This is a genomic window from Streptomyces sp. NPDC050423 (assembly GCF_040655445.1).
Classification (GTDB): Bacteria; Actinomycetota; Actinomycetes; order Streptomycetales; family Streptomycetaceae; genus Streptomyces.
Window position 1 is genome coordinate 100,991 of sequence record NZ_JBFAJY010000013.1, and the last position, 17,260, is coordinate 118,250.

At 68.8% G+C, this 17,260-nt stretch carries 11 protein-coding genes; 7 read left to right on the top strand and 4 right to left on the bottom strand.

The genetic code is table 11. The annotated features are described in order from the left end of the window. Window positions 1-44: 44 nt before the first annotated feature. Window positions 45-1,088 carry an iron-siderophore ABC transporter substrate-binding protein gene (locus tag AB0I52_RS12630; RefSeq protein WP_363071681.1) on the bottom strand — a complete coding sequence of 348 codons (1,044 nt, stop codon included), beginning with the start codon at window positions 1,086-1,088 and terminating at the stop codon, window positions 45-47. A gap of 120 nt (window positions 1,089-1,208) precedes the next feature. Beyond that, on the bottom strand, window positions 1,209-2,558 hold the full coding sequence (locus AB0I52_RS12635; protein ID WP_363071683.1) for a lysine N(6)-hydroxylase/L-ornithine N(5)-oxygenase family protein: 1,350 nt from the start codon (window positions 2,556-2,558) through the stop codon (window positions 1,209-1,211). 249 nt (window positions 2,559-2,807) lie between these two features. On the opposite strand from AB0I52_RS12635, the gene AB0I52_RS12640 reads away from it, so the two are divergent. Next, a complete protein-coding gene (locus tag AB0I52_RS12640; RefSeq protein ID WP_363071685.1) occupies window positions 2,808-3,755 on the top strand; it encodes a methionyl-tRNA formyltransferase in 948 nt (315 codons plus the stop codon). 151 nt (window positions 3,756-3,906) lie between these two features. Here the strand turns inward: AB0I52_RS12640 and AB0I52_RS12645 are convergent, their stop codons facing one another. Further along, window positions 3,907-6,297 (bottom strand): DUF3395 domain-containing protein, encoded by a 2,391-nt coding sequence (locus tag AB0I52_RS12645; RefSeq protein ID WP_363071687.1) that lies wholly within the window; start codon window positions 6,295-6,297, stop codon window positions 3,907-3,909. A gap of 562 nt (window positions 6,298-6,859) precedes the next feature. Between AB0I52_RS12645 and AB0I52_RS12650 the strand changes: the two genes are divergently transcribed. From AB0I52_RS12650 to AB0I52_RS12675, 6 genes are all read left to right on the top strand, one after another. Then, entirely contained in the window at window positions 6,860-9,562 is a 2,703-nt protein-coding gene (locus AB0I52_RS12650; protein WP_363071689.1) for a glycoside hydrolase family 97 catalytic domain-containing protein, read from the top strand. Between the two features lie 404 nt (window positions 9,563-9,966). After that, a complete protein-coding gene (locus AB0I52_RS12655) occupies window positions 9,967-10,326 on the top strand; it encodes a UBP-type zinc finger domain-containing protein (protein ID WP_363071691.1) in 360 nt (119 codons plus the stop codon). A gap of 63 nt (window positions 10,327-10,389) precedes the next feature. After that, on the top strand, window positions 10,390-11,343 hold the full coding sequence (locus AB0I52_RS12660) for a DUF5996 family protein (protein WP_363071693.1): 954 nt from the start codon (window positions 10,390-10,392) through the stop codon (window positions 11,341-11,343). 420 nt (window positions 11,344-11,763) lie between these two features. Further along, on the top strand, window positions 11,764-12,378 hold the full coding sequence (locus AB0I52_RS12665; RefSeq protein WP_363071695.1) for a UbiX family flavin prenyltransferase: 615 nt from the start codon (window positions 11,764-11,766) through the stop codon (window positions 12,376-12,378). Between the two features lie 48 nt (window positions 12,379-12,426). Further along, complete coding sequence (locus AB0I52_RS12670) at window positions 12,427-13,059, top strand: prephenate dehydrogenase/arogenate dehydrogenase family protein (RefSeq protein ID WP_363071697.1); 633 nt, start codon at window positions 12,427-12,429, stop codon at window positions 13,057-13,059. Window positions 13,060-13,127: 68 nt separating this feature from the next. Then, window positions 13,128-13,457 (top strand): UbiD family decarboxylase domain-containing protein, encoded by a 330-nt coding sequence (locus tag AB0I52_RS12675; protein WP_363071699.1) that lies wholly within the window; start codon window positions 13,128-13,130, stop codon window positions 13,455-13,457. A 502-nt stretch (window positions 13,458-13,959) separates the two neighbouring features. Here the strand turns inward: AB0I52_RS12675 and AB0I52_RS12680 are convergent. Next, the gene (locus tag AB0I52_RS12680) at window positions 13,960-17,259 is read right to left on the bottom strand and encodes an FUSC family protein (RefSeq protein ID WP_363071701.1); all 3,300 of its coding nucleotides are present in this window, start codon (window positions 17,257-17,259) and stop codon (window positions 13,960-13,962) included. Window position 17,260 lies beyond the last annotated feature (1 nt).

The following is a 17,260-nucleotide window of genomic DNA, read 5'->3' on the forward strand; positions in this document are numbered from 1 at the left end:
CGGACGAGCACCCCTGTGCGGTCGGGCTGAGGTGGGGCGGTGCGCTACTTGACGGCCGTCAGCAGCGGCACGATCTCGTCGATCGCGTAGGGGATCGAGAGGACCGTGTTGAAGGAGAACGCTGCACCGATGTCCGGGCCCTGGTAGGGCACGAACAGGTCGCGCTTGTCCTTGCTGACCTTGAGGTTCCTGTAGAGCGGCTCGGCCTTGATCCGGTCGTCGGCGTCGGTGCTGGAGGTCACCCAGACCAGCCGGTCGACGTCGAGCACGTTCAGCTTCTCGGCGCTGAGTTCGGCGGCGTTCCAGCCTGGCTTGGCCAGCTTGTCGATCTCGGGCTTCAGCTTGAAGCCCAGCTCGGAGAAGAAGATCGTCTTCGGGTCGGTCTTCGTGAACGCCGAGTACTTCCCCGCCTCGAAGCTGTCCGCCACGGCGAGCGTCTTGGTGGCGAACTCGGGGTGCTCGTCACGGACCTTCTCGAAGTCGGCGTCAATGCCGGTGATCAGCTTCTCGGCCTGTGCCTTCTTCCCGAGCGACGTGCCGATCTGCCGGGTCATCACCTGCCACGAGGCCCCGTAGTCGGGCAGACCCTTGGGCTGGGCGACGACCTTGGTGAACTTGGAGAGGGTGTCGTACTGCTCCTTCTTCATCCCCGAGTACTGGGCGATGACCAGGTCCGGCTTGAGCGCGGCGATCTTCTCCATGTTGTACTCGTCGCGCTCGCCGACGATGTCCGGCTGGTCGGACCCCCACTTGTCCTTGGTCCAGGGCCACTTGCCGTACGGCTTCTCCTTGAACCAGTCCACCGAGCCGACGGGCTTGACGCCGAGCGCGAGGACCGCGTCCTGGTCCGAGAGGCCCAGGGTGACGATCCGCTCGGGCTCCGCCTCGATCGTCGTGCTGCCGTACTTGTGCTGGACCGTCACCGGGAAGGCGCCGGACTTCCCGCCCGCCTCGGCCGAGGCACTGGACCCGGCCTTGTCGTCGCCGCCCCCACAGGCGGCCAGAGCGACGGCGGCGACGGCCGCGACTGCCACTCGGGGAGCGAATCCGACGAACCGCGTCAGCGCGGGGCGTGTACCAGTGGACACGGATGTTCCTTTCAAGGGGGTTTTCACGTGCGTGCCGGGCCCGCGGCGTACAGGGGTACGACCGGCGGGCGGGGCGGTATGTGGGGGGCGGACCGATGACGGACCAAAAAATGGGAGTGGCTAAGGCGTGGCGACGCCGTCGGCGAGCGGGCGGGGCATTTCCGGGGCGTGCTTCAGGCCGCGCTCGACGATCGAGTCAAGGATCTCGCCGACCCTGATCGCGGTGTTGGAGAGCAGGGACGAGGTGATGCCGTGGGTGTGCTCGGTACCGCCCTGGAGGTAGATGCCGCAGCGCAGTTCGTCGTCCGTGGCGATGCGGTAGTCGCGCTCGACGCGGACGCGGCCCTCCTCGTCGCGGTGGCAGTGCCGCGCGACGTCTCCGAGGAGGCCGAGGGGCTCGACGGGGCTGTACCCGGTGGCGAGGACCACGACATCGGCCTCCAGCGTGCTCTCCTCACCGGTGACCAGGGACGTGACGGTGGCCCGGACCTTGTCACCGGTCTCCTCGACGCCGGTCAGCCGGGAGATGTTGACGAAGCGCAGCCGTTCGGTGCCGAGCACCTTCTCCTGGTACGCCTGGCGGTACAGGTCGTCGATCAGATCGATGTCCACCACGGAGTAGTTGGTGTTGCCGTGGTAGCCCATCAGCTTGCGCTTGATGTCGTCCGGGGCGGTGAAGTACTCGTCGACTGCCTCCGGGTCGAAGATCCGGTTGGCGAAGCTGCTGTCGTCGGCCGGGCTGTAGCCGTAGCGGGAGAAGACGGCACAGACCTCGGCCCGCGGGAAGCGGCGGTGGAGGTACGCGACGTTCTCGGCGGCGCTCTGGCCGGCGCCGACCACGACGAACCGGGTGGGGTCGGTGCCCTCCAGGGCGTCGACCTTGGCCAGCAGATCGGAGTTGTGCCAGACCCGGTCCGTGCGCTCGACGCCCTGCGGCATCAACGGGCGCAGCCCGGTGCCGACGACGAGGTTGCGGGCGCGGTGGACCACCGTCTCGGTACCCGCGCGGGCCGTCACATCGACGTACTCCACGACTCCGTCACGCAGGACGGGCTCGACGGAGATCACCTCGTGGCCGTACGAGACCATGTCGTCGACCTTCGCCGCGGCCCACTCGAAGTAGTCGTGGAACTCCACACGGAGCGGGAAGAGGTTCTTGCCGTTGACGAAGTCGATCAGCCGGCCCCTGCTCTGGAGATAGCGCAGGAACGTGTACTCGCTGGACGGATCCCGCAGCGTCACCAGGTCCTTGAGGAACGACACCTGCATCGTCGCGTCATCGATCAGCATGCCGCGGTGCCAGCCGAAGGCGGGCTGGCGCTCGAAGAAGTGCGCCGTGACCGCCTCCTGCCTGCCGACTCGCGCGTTGTGCTCGCTGAGCGCGATCGCCATGGCCACATTGGACGGCCCGAAGCCGATTCCCATGAGGTCGTGGATCAGAGGTGCGTCGCCAGGATCAACCTGTGACATGTCACTCCCATCGTGCGGGACAGCCGCCTGTCAGGCGTGGACGAAAAGAACGGGACGCGGGCCCACCGAGAGCGGCAGCCAGTCGAACTTAGGTAAAGCTAACCTGACTTTCACGGCCCTGTCGACCAGACAAAACCGGACCAATGGCCAATCGCTCTACCCAACACACCTGAAATCAGGGCCCGTTGCGTGATTAGGTAAGGCTTGCTTTACTTGGTGCCGATCAGTCGCTCACCTGAGGAGGAACCCATGCGGGTCGCCATGTTCGGTTACCAGACCTGGGGCCACCGCACCCTGCAAGCCCTCCTGGACTCCGAACACGACGTGGTGACGGTCGTGACGCACCCCAAGAGCGAGCACGCGTACGAGAAGATCTGGAGCGATTCGGTCGCGGACCTGGCCGAGGAACACGGCGTCCCGGTGATCATCCGCAACCGGCCCGACGACGAGGAGCTGTTCCGGCTGCTCCAGGAGGCCGCCCCGGACATCATCGTCGCCAACAACTGGCGCACCTGGATCCCGCCGCGCGTCTACGGCCTGCCCCCGCACGGCACCCTGAACGTCCATGACTCGCTGCTGCCCAAGTACGCCGGCTTCTCGCCGCTGATCTGGGCACTGATCAACGGCGAGAGCGAGGTCGGCGTCACGGCCCACATGATGGACGAGGTGCTCGACGCCGGTGACATCGTCGACCAGCGTGCGGTGAAGGTGGAGCCCGCCGACACCTCCGTGGACCTGTTCCACAAGACCGTCGAGCTGATCGCCCCGGTCACCATCGGTGCGCTGGACCTGATCGCCTCCGGGCAGACCGAGTTCACCCGGCAGGACCGCTCACAGGCGACGTTCTTCCACAAGCGCGCCGAGGAGGACATCCGCATCAACTGGGACTGGCCCGCCGACGCGCTGGAGCGCCTGGTCCGCGCCCAGACGTCGCCGTACCCGAACGCCTTCACCTTCCACCGCGGCAATCGGCTGGAGGTGATGTCCGCCGTCGTGTCCGAGGGCCGCTACGGCGGAACACCCGGCCGCGTCTTCTACCGCGAGGGCGAGGGAGTCGTGATCGTCGCCGGCGCCGACGCCCGCACCGGCCTCAACCACGGCCTCGCCCTCACCCGGGTGCGGACCGAGGACGGCCGGGAGCTGCCCGCGACCGAGTACTTCACCTCGATGGGCGGATACCTCACCGGCCACCCCTGAGCAACGGGAGACCCCGGCCGGCGCACCGCCGTCCGGGGCCCGGCGTGCCCCGGGGACGGCCCGCACGGGATGGCTGACGGAGAAGCACGCTATCCGTGCGGCCGTCCGTCCCCGCCGCAGCCAGCCTGCATGCGTCGCTCGACTCCTGAACTCACAGGGCCGGCTGCAGCCCTTCGAAGCGCACCGTCCAGCGCCGGTCTGCCGGAAAGCCCGGCGCGTGCCGGTCCGGTGCGCCGTCCCAGCCGGCCGCCATGAACGCGATGGCGTACAGCAGCGCGGCGTTGCTCGGGAAGTACGGGAACGGCCCGCCGGTCGCCAGGCCCGCGTCGTCGAACTGGAAACCGGCGGCCGGGTGCAGCAGGAAGTCCACGGCGTCGTCGGGGCGTCCGAGCCGCGCGGCGCACATGGCGAGCATCGGGAAGTCCCATCCCCAGGTCCGGTCGAACTGCCAGCCGGTGAAGACCTTCTCGGCGGTGCGGGCCATCGTGGGGACGTCGACGCCGTCGCCCGGCAGCCAGCCGAACGCGCCGATCAGGGCCGGGTGCTCGTAGTTCCACCGTGTCCACATGTCCTGGACGCCTTCATGCAGGACGTACGTGCCGCCCTGCACCGGCAGCGGCGCGAGCCCGTCGTGGACACGCTGCCACGCCTGGTCCCTGTGCAGGCCGAGCCGTTCACGCCACTGCTGCGCGACCCGCAGGCCGAACCGCCAGTAGGCGAGCTCGAACGTCGGGTTCCGCGTGGTCTTGGGATCGGTGTTCTCCGAGACGATGTGCATGGGCGGGCCGAGGATGTAGCGACGCGTGTCCTTGTCCCAGAAGGCCCAGGAGGAGAGAAAGTCGGCGGTGTCGAAGACGATGTCGCGCCACTTCTGCAACGTGCTCGCGTCGGGATGCGCCCGGTAGTCCATCTCGGCCAGGAAGATCGGGTGCGGCTGTTGCCACATCAGCAGGGCGTGGATGACGTGCGGTGACTCACGCCCGTCGGCCGTCGTGCACTTCGGCCAGCGCGCTCCGCGGAAGCCCTGGGACTCCGCGCGTTCGCGCGCCGACCGGTGGAAGCGTTCATAGACGTCCAGGCTGCGGTCCAGCACCGGCCAGCGGTTCCACAGCGCCCAGTGCGCACCGTGCCACCAGTACATCTCCATGTGGAACTTACCGTTCCAGCCGTTGTTGACCAGCCCGGACTCCTGCGGCGGCAGCGAGCCCGCCTCGTTCGCGCGCATCAGGTACTGGGAGAGCACCACACGGCGCTCCAGTTCCGTCCAGCGCGGGTCGGTGCTCGCGGAGAGGTCGATCGCTCCGCCGGAGAGCCAGTACTGCCGCCAGGCCCGTGTGCTCGCCGCGAAGGTCGCGCTCGATGTCGGCACCGACCCGGACGGCGTGGGCGTGAACGTGCAGGTGAACCTCAGCCGATCGGCATGGTGGTCGCCGGCGAGCCGGTAGCGATGCCGGTTGGCCGCTGCTCCGATCGACAGGTCCTGGTCGTCGGGGACGACGATGTCGTGGTCCTGTCCCGCGTACGTGTAGCCGAGCACCAGGCGCTTGGCCAGGCCGGGCGCCGGGTCGCCGAGGTTCAGGTAGTTGACGAGGAGGAGGAGCGAATTGTCCGCGACCAGTCGTGCGAGCTTGCCGGTGACGTCGGCCCAATGACCGTCGGCTCCGTACCGCGCAGTACGGATGACGAGTTCCCCGGAGGCGGAGTCCGGGCCGGTGAACACCCCACGGCCTTCCCAGGCGAGCGCGGCGTGGTACTCGGTGGAGTCCATGCGGTGAGTGATGTCGGCGCGGTTGCGCCCGCGCACCGTCACCGTCGTCTCGTGGGCGTCGGGGGCACCGTAGGTGCCGACATACGCGGCGAACTCCTGCTCATCGGCGTAGGGGAAGTCGAGAAAGACCGCCAACCGCTCGGCAGCGACGAGCGGCGAGTCGATTTCCACAGCAACCGTGTCGTGATCGGGATGGCAGCTGGTGCGGACGTGCACCGGTTCACCGGCGATCTCGAACCGGCTGTCGACGACGCCGGTCCACAGGTCGAGTTCCTGGTGGATTCCCGTGATGTCGCCGGCGACGGCCGCGCGGCCGTCGGGCATGGCCAGCTCAAGACCGATACGTCCGAGGTTGATGCGAGCCGGGTTGGCGTAGAGCCACGACGACAGGTCGGGCTGGTCCGGATTCGGGATGGGGTAGTCGACGGCGCGGCCGTGCGTGTCCCAGGCCTGGCCGCGGAAGTCCGACGGCTCCTGGCCGGGCGGCAGCGGGAAGCTGTGCCACCCCCAGTCGGACATGGTGTTGAAGGGGACGAACGTCTGCAGCCCGGTGACGTCGACACCGAATGCGAACCCGCCGTTGCCGACCTGCAGCGGGCTCTGCGTGTCGAGTTTCCCGCGCACGACTCGATGGCGGGCCACGACGGACTGCCGGTCGATCGGACGCACCGACGTGGCATCGGCCGGTGTCCGAGCCGCGGCGGCGGGCTCCGAAATGACGCTGACAGCCGCTGCGGCCGCCGAGCCGGACAGGAACGTTCTACGCGTGACCATGCGGTGCTCCCTGACTGTGAGATGGAATGGCCACCCGTCTCGGCCAAGTGGGCGAGATACCGGTGGTTGTTTCTGTGCTCACCACGGGACCTGATGTGGCATCAATGGATGGGCGGGTGTCCCGGTCCGCCCCTCACGCACTCGGCAGGAGACTGGTCGGCCAGTCAGCTGACCAGTGCTCGTCGTGCTCGTTCACCGGCATCGAACACTGGACCGCTCACCGAGATGACGGGGCGTCGTTGATTCGATTCAAACCTGCGACAGGCTAAGCCAGTTGTCTCGATTCAGGCAATGCGCAGGAAGCAAGTCATCTGAGCCGCCCCCCGGCGTGCAACCTCACCCGGCCGCGACTGACGCCATTGAACGTTTCAATCTCTCCGTGATCTCCACCTGGTCCGGACGTGGCCGCCGGCCGGCCCCAGGCCTTCACAGGCCGTGGGCGGTGTACCGATTCCGGTGCAGTCTGTTTACAGACTCCGTTCCGACCGGTAAGCAAGCACCAGCACTGTGCGAATTCGTCCGGTGCTGTTGGTAGTTGGTCGGTTCCGATACGGAGGACTGAATGAGACGACGAAACCTGCGCGCCGGTCCCATGGCGCTGACGGCCGCGGCAGTCAGCGCCGCGCTTGCCCTGGGTTCGGCCGGCCAGGCGAGCGCATTGGCTGACAACGTTGTCGACTCGCATTCCGGTCCTTCGGCCACATCATGGACCGTGCAGCGCGGCGGACCCACCGCAGTCGTCGCCCTCGACCGGACCGACGGCTCGCTCGACTTCTCCGTCAAGCGGAACGGACGGACGGTCCTCGAACCGGCGCCCGTCGGTGTGGTCACCGATCAGGCGGATCTGACCTCGCGACTTCACCTGCTGCACCGTGCCGACCGGGTGGTCAACGAGAAGTACACGACGACCGTCGGCAAGCAGCTCCGGCGGTCCGTCCACATGAACGAGTCACGCTTCGCCTTCGAGGGGGAGAACGGCGCACGCCTCGATCTGGTGGTCCGGGCCGCCGACGACGGCGTGGCATACCGCTATGTGCTACCCGGCAAGGACGGCGTGACCATCGAGCACGAGGCCTCCGCCTTCCAGCCCCCGGCCTCCTCGCCGGCCTGGCTCAGCGCCTACGCCGCCCCTCACGAGCAGCCTTACGACCGGACCACCGCGGCCTCCGCGGGCAGCGGCGAGTACGGCTACCCGGCGCTCTTCCAGGTGGGCGACCAGAACGTCGTACTCGCCGAGTCGGACCTCGACGGCCGGTACTCCGGCAGCCGTCTGGTACACGAACAGGGCACTGGACGCTACGAGTTGGCGCTGGCCGACAAGGAGGTCCACTCGGACGGACCGCTCACCACTCCATGGCGCACCGCCGTCATCGGCGATCTCGCGTCCGTCACCGAGTCCACCCTCATCGACGACCTGGCGCCGCCGTCCCGGATCCGCGACACCTCCTGGATCAAACCCGGGAAGGTCGCCTGGTCCTGGCTGGCCGGGTTCAGCGAGGCGCAGCGCAGCCTGGAGACGCAGGAGAAGTTCGTGGACTACGCAGCGGCGCACGGGTGGCAGTACGCCCTCGTCGACGACGGCTGGAAGACCACGGACTGGATGCCCCAGCTCATGGACTACGCGAAACGACGCGGAGTGAAGATCCTGCTGTGGATGCCCTGGACGGACCTCGACACCGCCGCCGAGCGGGACACGCAGCTGAACAAGGTCAAGAAGTGGGGCGCCGCCGGCCTCAAGATCGATTTCATGGACTCCGACACCCGTGAGCGTTATCAGTGGTACGACGAGATACTCAAGGCCACGGCCGAGCGCGAACTCGTCGTCGACTTCCACGGCTCCACGATCCCGAACGGCATCCAGCGCACCTGGCCGCAGGTGATGACGATGGAGGCGGTGCACGGCGCCGAGCAGGGCGACGTCCGGGCCGACAACATCGCGACGCTGCCGTTCACCCGTAACATCGTCGGGTCGATGGACTTCACCCCGATGGGTTTCCAGTTCGGTCAGCGCAACACATCCGATGCGGCGGAACTGGCCCTGTCCGTCATCTTCGAGTCGGGTCTGCAGAACTTCGCGGGCAGCATCGAGGAGTACCGGGCCCGCCCCGAACTGGCCCGCTTCCTGGAACAGGTGCCGACGGTCTGGGACGAGACGAAGCTGCTGAAGGGCAGCGCACCCGGCCGGAGCGCCGGCTTCGCACGGCGCAGTGGCGACCGATGGTTCCTGGGTGAGATGGCCGCAGGTGCGGCTCGTACCCACCGAGTGCCGCTGGACTTCCTGAGCGGCGGGAAGTGGCGCGTCGATGTGGTCCGCGACGGCTCGGACGGCCTGGTCCGGGAGAGCCGACTGCTCACTCGCCACGACACCCTGAAGGTACCGGGGGTGGAGAACGGCGGATTCACCGCGATCGTCTGCCGTGCCGTGCCCGGCCGGTCCCGTTGCGACGAGCCCGTACGCCGTGTCCCCTCGGGCACGCTGACCGTGGACCCGCGGCAGACCGCGGCGGATCCGGGCACGGAGGTGACGCTCGACGGCAGCTTCACGATCGACGAGTCCGGTCCGGTCACCGATGTGACGCTCAGCGCGAAGGCCCCGGAGGGCTGGAGCATCGAGGGGCCGGGGGCGACCGCAGCCGAGCTGGCCACCGGTCAGCCGCTGACCGCGGGCTGGCGGATCACTGTGCCGGAGCATCCCGCCTACGGCTGGACGGAAATACCGGTGACCGTCGCCTACCGGGACCCGGCCGCGGGCGCAACGGCCCCGGAGCTGAGTCTGCGGACGCAAGCCCGGGTCTTCGTGTCACCGCCCGGCATCGACTACGTCAGTGATCTCCCCTTCTCGGCCCAGAGCAACGGCTGGGGACCGGTCGAGCGGGACACGTCCAACGGCGAGTCGTCCAAGGGCGACGGGGGCCCGCTGCGCATCGGCGACCGGACGTACGACAAGGGGCTCGGCGCGCACGCGCCCTCCGAGGTGACGGTCGACCTGGGGGGTATCTATGACCGTTTCAGCGCCGACGTCGGCATCGACGAGGAGAAGCCGGACAAGGGTTCCGCAGTCTTCGAAGTCATCGGCGACGGGAAGGTGCTGGGCACGAGCGAGGTCATGGGCCCGAACGACGCCGCCCATGTCTTCGACATCGACGTCACCGGCGTGCAGCGGCTGACCCTGCGCGTGACGGACGGCGGCGACGGCAACGACTCGGACCACGCGGACTGGGCCGACGCACGGCTGCACATCGCCGCCGGCACCGACCGCCGGTAACCGGGCGGGCCCGGCGAAGGTCGCTGAGCAAAGCCGCAGGTGGCGGCGGACGAGTCGGGCTGCATGCGGGTTCTGTTCGGCCCGCGGGCATACGGCGGGCCGGACGGTCGCGCTTCCGCTGCCGCTCCAGCGGCATCGGGCGCTTCCTTTCCGCTCCCCGCGAGCGAGCATGAGTGTGATGCGAAGTATGTGCGCGTCCATCCGCGACCGTGATGTTCGGCCTCACCTCCGAAGGTGTCGCCGTCGCCGTGCGCCGGCGCACGCCACCGACCCGGTGGCCGTTCGTCCCCGAGGGAGGTGACCGGATGTGCCGCGGCGGCACCCGTTCCCGCCGACAGTGGCGCGCGACGAGGACCCGGGGGACGCTGAGCGGGGGGGGGCTGGACCAGAGCGAGGAGGAGCACATGGCTGACGGGCAGATACCTGGCATCGATCCGGGCGTCCCGCCGAGCGGTGAGGGCTGCGATGAGTGCCTGGCGGGCGCCGACCCCGGCTGGTGGTTCCACCTGCGCCGCTGCGCTGCCTGTGGGCACATCGGCTGCTGCGACTCCTCCCCGGCGCAGCACGCCACACGGCACGCCCGTGAGTCCGGGCACGCCTTCCTGACCAGCTTCGAACCGGGCGAGGACTGGTTCTGGAACACCGGGACCCAGGAGTACTGCGACGGCCCCGGCCTGGCCCCGCCCAGTTCCCACCCGGCCGCCCAGCCCACCCCCGGCCCCGCGGGCAGGGTGCCCGAGAACTGGGAACGGCTGCTGCACTGACCCCTGTCCGTCGTCGGCTGTCGCCTTCGGCCTGACCCCATCGACACGCTGGGAGGCTTTTCCGTGAGCGAACGTCGCAATGCGTGGCCGCCGCTGATTTATGAGGATCTGGCGCCCCTGGTCGGATACGTCAACCGGTTGGTACAGCTCGCAGGTAAGTACACCCTCGACGAGCCCTTCGAAGTCGGCTGGGGAAACGTCGTCCTCGACGTCACTCCACGCGGGCTCAGGACACCGACGTTGCGGCAGCGAGGGGTGACCTTCTCGGTGCACTACCGCCTGCTCGACGGCGACGTGGTCATCGAGGCCGACGCGGGCTCGCGGACGGTGCCCTTGTCAAAGGGATCAGTCGCCACGTTCTATGCGGCGTTCTGTGACGCGGCGGCCGAGCTGGGCATACACCGGCCGCGTACCTTGCTGATCTGCGAGATTCCAGATTGCGCGCCGACTTTCGAGGATGATCACGTCGAACGCAGCTGGGATCCCGGCGCGGCTCTGCTGATGTGGGAAGCGTTGAACCTCGCCGCCGACGGGCTCGAAACGTGGCAGGCGCCCTTCCTGGGGCACCGTCCCCGGGTCGGTGTGATGTGGGGCGGCTTCGACCTGTCCGCCACGCGGCATCGGATGCAGCCCACTGAGCCACCACCCGATCGTCCGACGTTTATGCGGAACGCCCAGCTCGAAGGATATGTGGCGGTGGGATTTTCCTTCGGGGACGCCACCGCGCCCGGCGTCGGTATGTACGCCTACATATGGCCTCGGCCGGACGGTCTCGAGGGCCGGTCCTGGGGTGTCGACGGCGCGGTCTGGAACGCCGATGCCGGTCTGGTTCTTCTGCCGTGGGACAAACTCAGGAAGGCCACCGACCCGCATCAGGCCATCGTGGCGTTTGGTGACGCCGTCTACGACGCCGCTGTCGAGCTGGCAGGCTGGCCGTCCGACCTCATCGGGCCCCGCGTCAACGGTTGGTACATGAGCAGGACACCGCCGGAGGCCGTTCGGGCCCAGCACCACTGACCTTGTGAGCCCTGTTCGCACCACGGGGAGTGGGACTTCTGCCGCAACGGCAAGTACACGAGCGCGGTATCACTGGTTGGCGCGGCTACGACGGTTCCCCACGCTGGTGCATCGAGCTGGAGTACGCGATCCGGGTGGGCCCGCTGAAGCCGGTCGTACTCGCCAAGCCGAAGCCGAGACGGAAAGGGTGCGTGGGCCGCAGTTCAGCCGCTCATGCTCCGGCCGGGCACGCTCTCAGCCACGGTGCCGCGAGTCACCCTTCCGGATGCGGACATCCGCAGCCTCCCGCAGGATGGCAGAGGCACTCAACGTCCGCGGGGTAAACGTCCTGGCACCAACCTTCGGAGGCTGACTCACCATGGCAGAACCGGAGCAGCGCAGCATCACTTTGGCCGTGACCGCGGTGCCGGCGGTACCCGCATGCCGTACGCGCTGGGTGCTGTGAGCCGGATCGCGCAGGGGCAGTCGTCGTCGCACGTGGAGCGGGCCTCGGATGTGTGCCTCAAGAAGCGGCGGCCGCTCGTGCGGTGCGTGCGTGAGACCCCGTTCAACTTGATCCACCTACGGAACATGACGCAGGTGACGGAAGCCGGGGCGGTCGTGTACCCGATGATCCCGACGTACGGCATCAGGACCGGATACGCGGACGGGCTGATCGGTCGGGCCGCCGGCATCGCGCTCAAGGAGCGCCGACGCCTCGTGCTGGTGCCGCGCGAGACCCCACTGAGCGAAATCCACCTGGAGAACCTGCTCGCCCTGTCGCGGATGGGCGCGGTGACGCTATCGCCGATGCCCGCCTTTTACACCATCCCCCCCTCGACCGGCGACCTCGTCGAGCACACCGGCACCCGGATCCTGGACCAGTTCGCGCTGCCGGCGCCGCACGCACGGCGCTGGAAGGGGCCGGCCGCCGCGCGCGCCGACCTGAATGCCCTTTCCGCAACCGGAGGACTGACCGGTCGGGCGGCTTCACCGGCTCGGACGGTACCGCTCCCGGCACCGCACGACCCAGGCGGGGCCGCATTCCACCGATGACCCGGCCCCGGCACCCACGCCCTCAACTCAACGGAAGAAGAGCCAACCATGGAGATCACGATCGTCGGTGCGGGCAACATGGCCCGCGGCATCGCCACCCGCGCCCTCGCGGGCGGCCACCGGGTCCGCCTCGTGGACAGCACCCGGGCCAAGGCGGACGCCCTCGCCGCCGATCTCGGCGCGGGCGCGAGCGGCGCGGACTTCGACGCGCTGGACGGCGCGGACGTCGTCGTGCTCGCCCTGCCGTTCGAGGGGGCGAAGGCCGTGGCCCGCGAGCACGCGCAGGCCCTCGCGGAGAAGGTCGTCGTGGACATCTGCAACCCCGTCGACTTCTCCACCTTCGACTCACTCGTCACCCCGCCCGGCGTGGCCGCCGTCACCCTGGTCGCGGCCGAGGCGCCACGGGCCCGCTTCGTCAAGGCGTTCAACACGACCTTTGCCGGCACGCTGGTGGCGGGTGAGGTGGGCGGGCAGCCCCTGGATGTGTTCCTCGCGGCGGACGACGACGCTGCGAAGGCGACCGTCACCGAACTCGTCAAGAGCGGCGGCCTGCACCCCATCGACGCCGGACCGCTGCGCCGCGCCCTGGAACTGGAGGCGTTCCAATTCCTGCACATGACACTGCAGGACCGGCTCGGCCTGAACTGGTCCAGCGCGATCAAGATCATTTCCCAATCCTGAGGTGCCCCCATCATGTCTGATATGTTCGAACGGGCAGCCTCTGTAAGGGACTTGGGCTCAGCCCGGCCATGATGTTCGAGAACGGGATGGGCTACCCGGGCGTCGGCATCGTGGTCGGCCTGCTGGCCAGCCGCGCACGCGTCGGCATCATGCCGGAGTCGGAGTCGCACCAGCTCACCCAGCGCATGGCCGAAGCCGTGCCCAACCCGATCGGGCCGGTCTTCGTCACCGCCGAGGCGGCTCCCTGCCAGGAGGTCGTGCACAAGGCCGGCGACGACGGCTTCGACCTCCGGACGCTGCTGCCTGCGCCCACCAACACCGACGAGGACGCGGGCCCGTACTTCTGCGAGGCCCTGGCACTCGGCTCGGACCCGGAGACCGGCGCCACACCGACGTGACCCTTGACCGGCTGTGCGTGCGGGGCAAGGACGAGATCTCCACCTTCTTCGCACCCGGCCCTTCCGAACGTGCGGGTCAAGGAGGACCAGAACAGCGGCACCCGCCACGCCATGCCCGAGTTCCCCGGCTGCGGCGGCCCCGCCAACCCCGCCCTTCCCCTCATCGAGGTCAAGGCGGTCACGCAACCGGTACTGCCGATGAACAGCGATCAGTTACGCCGGCCGCTGCTGCATAGTCAACGGTGTCCAGGCTTCGGGAGACCCGAAGCAGCGAATCTGTTCGTTCTCGGCTGTTCTCCTCCCGCTACGAGCGGTGCCGGTCCAGCCGTGTGTATCCCGTCGGGGTCGACGTTGCCCAGGCGCGCTGTCACGCCGCCGACGCTCGTCCTCGGAGCGGTGCCCGCGGAGCGTTCCGCAGCGGTCAACATGCCGAACCCGGCCGGCTCCGGCCGCGCCCGCCCGGTGAGTGTGAGCCGGCGTAGGCCGTCGCCGCTGGGGTGCCTCACTCCCGGTCGGGGTCTGCCTCTGGATCGCCTGGGTTGATGTCGGCGGTGAGGGCGATGATGATCTCGTTGATGCGTACCGTGCTACGCACGGCGGGGTCTGCGGTGGTGGGGTCGTCGGTCGGAAGGATGGCTGTCGGATCATGGGTGTCGACGGGTGGCTGGCCGGTGATGGCTTGGGTGAGGGCGTGCAGGTTGGCGTCGGTGAGCTCGGCCAGTTTGTCCAGGGGCGCCGCGGTAGGTGGCGAGGTGCGGGGCTTGGCGAGGTGTCGGGTGTAGTACGCGAGTGCGGACGCGACGGTGAGTTGGCGTTCGATGCCGTCGCGGTGCAGAGCGCCAGCGGCGCGGCGGAGTGGTGCGGCGGTCCGGTAGAGGCGGCGCAGGTTCCGGTCCATGTCGTCTGTTTGGCGGCGGAGGGCGTGCTGGTCGGGTTTTTCGGTGAGCGCGGTCTGGCTGATGTCGCCGATGTTGTGCAGCAGGGCAAGCAGGTCGCTGGTGAGTTTTTCCCGGGTTCGGGTGGGTAGCAGGAATGTCGCCGCTGCCAGCCCGATGGCGGCTCCCAGGATGGTTTCGATGACTCGCAGTTCGATTGCCTGGGTGTTGAGTGTGCCGAGGAATTCGTACAGCAGCGCGATGAGCATGGTCATCCAGAAGACCATCTGGGTGTAGGAGATGGGCGAGGTGTATATGGCGGCGAACACGCACACTGCGATCAGAGGCAGTACCACGGCCGGGGCCGCGCCGGTGAGCAGGGCGACGGAGAACCCGACGATCGCGCCGAGCAGGGTTCCGGCGATGCGTTGCAGGCCCTTGACGATGGCGTGCCCGGAGGTATCGGTGCCGCCGAAGACGACGAACGCGGCGATGGCTGCCCAGTATTGGCGGGCGGGGGAGACGGCCGTGCCGGCCAGCAGGGCCAGGCCGGTGGCCACAGCAGCCTGGATGGCCTGTCGCGTGGTGAAACTCAACCGGGGGTGACGGACCGCGGTGGAGGGCGGCGGCTCGGGATCGGTGGGGGCGGAGTCGGTGGTGACCTCCTCACGGGTCGCGGTGCGGTCGGCCAGCACGGTGGTCTGCAGGTCCCTGGCTCGGGTGACGGCCGCGAGCAGTTCCTCGACGGCGTCGTGCAGGCGGCGGTCGCTGTCCGTCGGCAGGCCCGGTCGGGCGGGTGCTGGTGTGGCAGCGGCGTCGGGGGTACGGGCTCCGGACGCGGGCGGGGTCACACGTTGGTGGTGTGCGGTCTTGTGCAGGTGGTGTTGTGCTTCGGTGAGTAGGCCGGCCATCCGGGCCCGGATCACGATGGGCACCACGGTGCCGGTCCGGGCGATGCGGCTGGTTTGCTGGGCGAGGTGTCCGGCGGCGAGTTCGATGTCGAACAGCCGCAGCCGCAGGGCGCCGGGCTGCTGCGCGGCGTCGACGGTCTCGGCGACGCGCAGCTGGCCCTCCAGGAATCTCCCGCACTGGTGCAGCCGGCGAAGGCTGGTGCGCACTTGGCGGGTGATGTCGGGGTCCCAACGGGCGGCCGACACCGCGTCGATGAGCGGGTCGAACACATCGAGCAGCCGGATCGAGAAGGCGACCAGCCCGTGGTCCAGCACCCGTGCGGGACGTTCGGGGATCAGTACGAATCGGGCGAGGTAGGCCCAGATCGTGCCGACCGTGGCCGACACGGCCAGCCACGGCATCAGCGACAGGGACAGTCCCAGCAGCAGCGCGAAGTAGCACGCCATGAACCCCAGCTGCCCGAGCGCGGAGTATCGGTTACCGAACCGGCGGACCCACACCCCGCAGAACACGACGCCGACCAGCGCAACAGCCGCAGCGGCGGGCACGGGATCCGTGGCCGCGCCGATCGCGACGCCTGCCACCGCAGGCAGGATCATCAGGCCGGTGGTCAAGCGGCGGCCGTCGACGGTGGCGTCCCGCGCCATGGTCGCGGCTTGCATCGCGACCATCCCGCCGAACATCGCGACCGGGAGCGCGTTGGCGCCGAGTCCGATGCCGGCAAACAGGCCGTACAGGGAGGCGATGGCGGTGACCACGGCGAGCAGGGTACGGACGCCGCCGGCCAGCCGGCTCAGTCCGGGATCGGGCACCGCCAACCGCAGATACGTGGCTGTGCGCAGCCGGTGCCGGATCGGCTGGGCCGCGTCGGTGCGGCCGGTCGGCAGCGGTGGTTCGTCGCGCCGGGCCGGCAGAAAGGGCTGGTAGTCCAGGTCGTAGCCAACCGCTGCGGCCGTCTGCTGTGCTCGGAACGCGAACGGCAGCCACTGCTGGTAGCGCTGGTAGGCGCGGTGCGCGTCCTCGGCACCGTCCAGGGCGGCAAGTTCGGCCATGGCACGGTCGACCCGCAGGAAGCGGCTCACCCAGCGGTCCGTCGGCTTGCCGTGGGGGTAGGCGGCCGCGAATACGTCGAATGCCACGACCTCGGGCACATCTGTGCTCTGCCAGCGCAGCTGCTGGTGCAGGTAGTCCGCGAATCGGGTGAAGTGCAGGGTCAGCGGGGTGAGAATCGGTTGCTGCGCGGCCGGATGGTCGGCGGGCAGTCCCCAGCGCAGTGCGGCGATGATCCCGCCGAGTCTGTCCAGCGCGTAGGGCAGCGAGAAGTGGTCGCGTCCGCTCTGGAAGTAGTAGACGACGTGATGCAGGCGCAGCCCATCGGTGTAGGAGGCGAAGCTCTCGTGGAGGCTCTGCAGGTAGGTGTCGAGTCCGGTGACCTGACCTTGCGGAAAGTACGGGGCGAGGTTCTCGGCCCCGTCTTCTGCGCCGGCCACGTTGAACAGCTTCGACGACAAGGCCGACAGGTCACGCACCACCTGGTAGACGCCCAGCAGGAAGGTCAGTGCCAGGGTGACCAGGATCAGCCCGCTCAGCGTCTCCAGGATGGTCAGCATGCGCAGCGCGTCGGTCTCCGGCGTGATTTGGGAGGTACCCACGGTGGCCAGCTGTGCGGCGGAGAGGTAGAGGGCGCTGAACATGCCCGCTCCCAGCCCCTGCCCGTCGTAACTGAAGCCGTTGCCCGGAGTCAGGCCGTAGTAGATGAACCCGAACCCGAGCACGACGCACACCAGCCAGGTCAGCAGGCTCATCGCGATCTGCAGCCCGATGGCCTGCCGCAGCGCGGCGGGCCGCCACCGGCGCGGCATCCGGCGGGTGGCCCGGCGCATTACCCGCCACTGCAAGGCGCACAGCGGGGTCGCCAGAAACCCGGCCTCGTCGTAGTTCAACGACGTCAGGAACAGGTCGACCAGCCCCACCCCGAGCGCTACGATGCCCAGCGCGATCCAGAACACGGCCATT

What these genes read in the sequence shown, in the direction of transcription:
- AB0I52_RS12635 (WP_363071683.1), bottom strand. Translation starts at nt 2,558, where the DNA reads ATGTCACAGGTTGATCCTGGCGACGCACCTCTGATCCACGACCTCATG.
- AB0I52_RS12640 (WP_363071685.1), top strand. Translation starts at nt 2,808, where the DNA reads ATGCGGGTCGCCATGTTCGGTTACCAGACCTGGGGCCACCGCACCCTG.
- AB0I52_RS12645 (WP_363071687.1), bottom strand. Translation starts at nt 6,297, where the DNA reads ATGGTCACGCGTAGAACGTTCCTGTCCGGCTCGGCGGCCGCAGCGGCT.
- AB0I52_RS12650 (WP_363071689.1), top strand. Translation starts at nt 6,860, where the DNA reads ATGAGACGACGAAACCTGCGCGCCGGTCCCATGGCGCTGACGGCCGCG.
- AB0I52_RS12655 (WP_363071691.1), top strand. Translation starts at nt 9,967, where the DNA reads ATGGCTGACGGGCAGATACCTGGCATCGATCCGGGCGTCCCGCCGAGC.
- AB0I52_RS12665 (WP_363071695.1), top strand. Translation starts at nt 11,764, where the DNA reads ATGCCGTACGCGCTGGGTGCTGTGAGCCGGATCGCGCAGGGGCAGTCG.
- AB0I52_RS12670 (WP_363071697.1), top strand. Translation starts at nt 12,427, where the DNA reads ATGGAGATCACGATCGTCGGTGCGGGCAACATGGCCCGCGGCATCGCC.
- AB0I52_RS12675 (WP_363071699.1), top strand. Translation starts at nt 13,128, where the DNA reads ATGATGTTCGAGAACGGGATGGGCTACCCGGGCGTCGGCATCGTGGTC.
- AB0I52_RS12680 (WP_363071701.1), bottom strand. Translation starts at nt 17,259, where the DNA reads ATGGCCGTGTTCTGGATCGCGCTGGGCATCGTAGCGCTCGGGGTGGGG.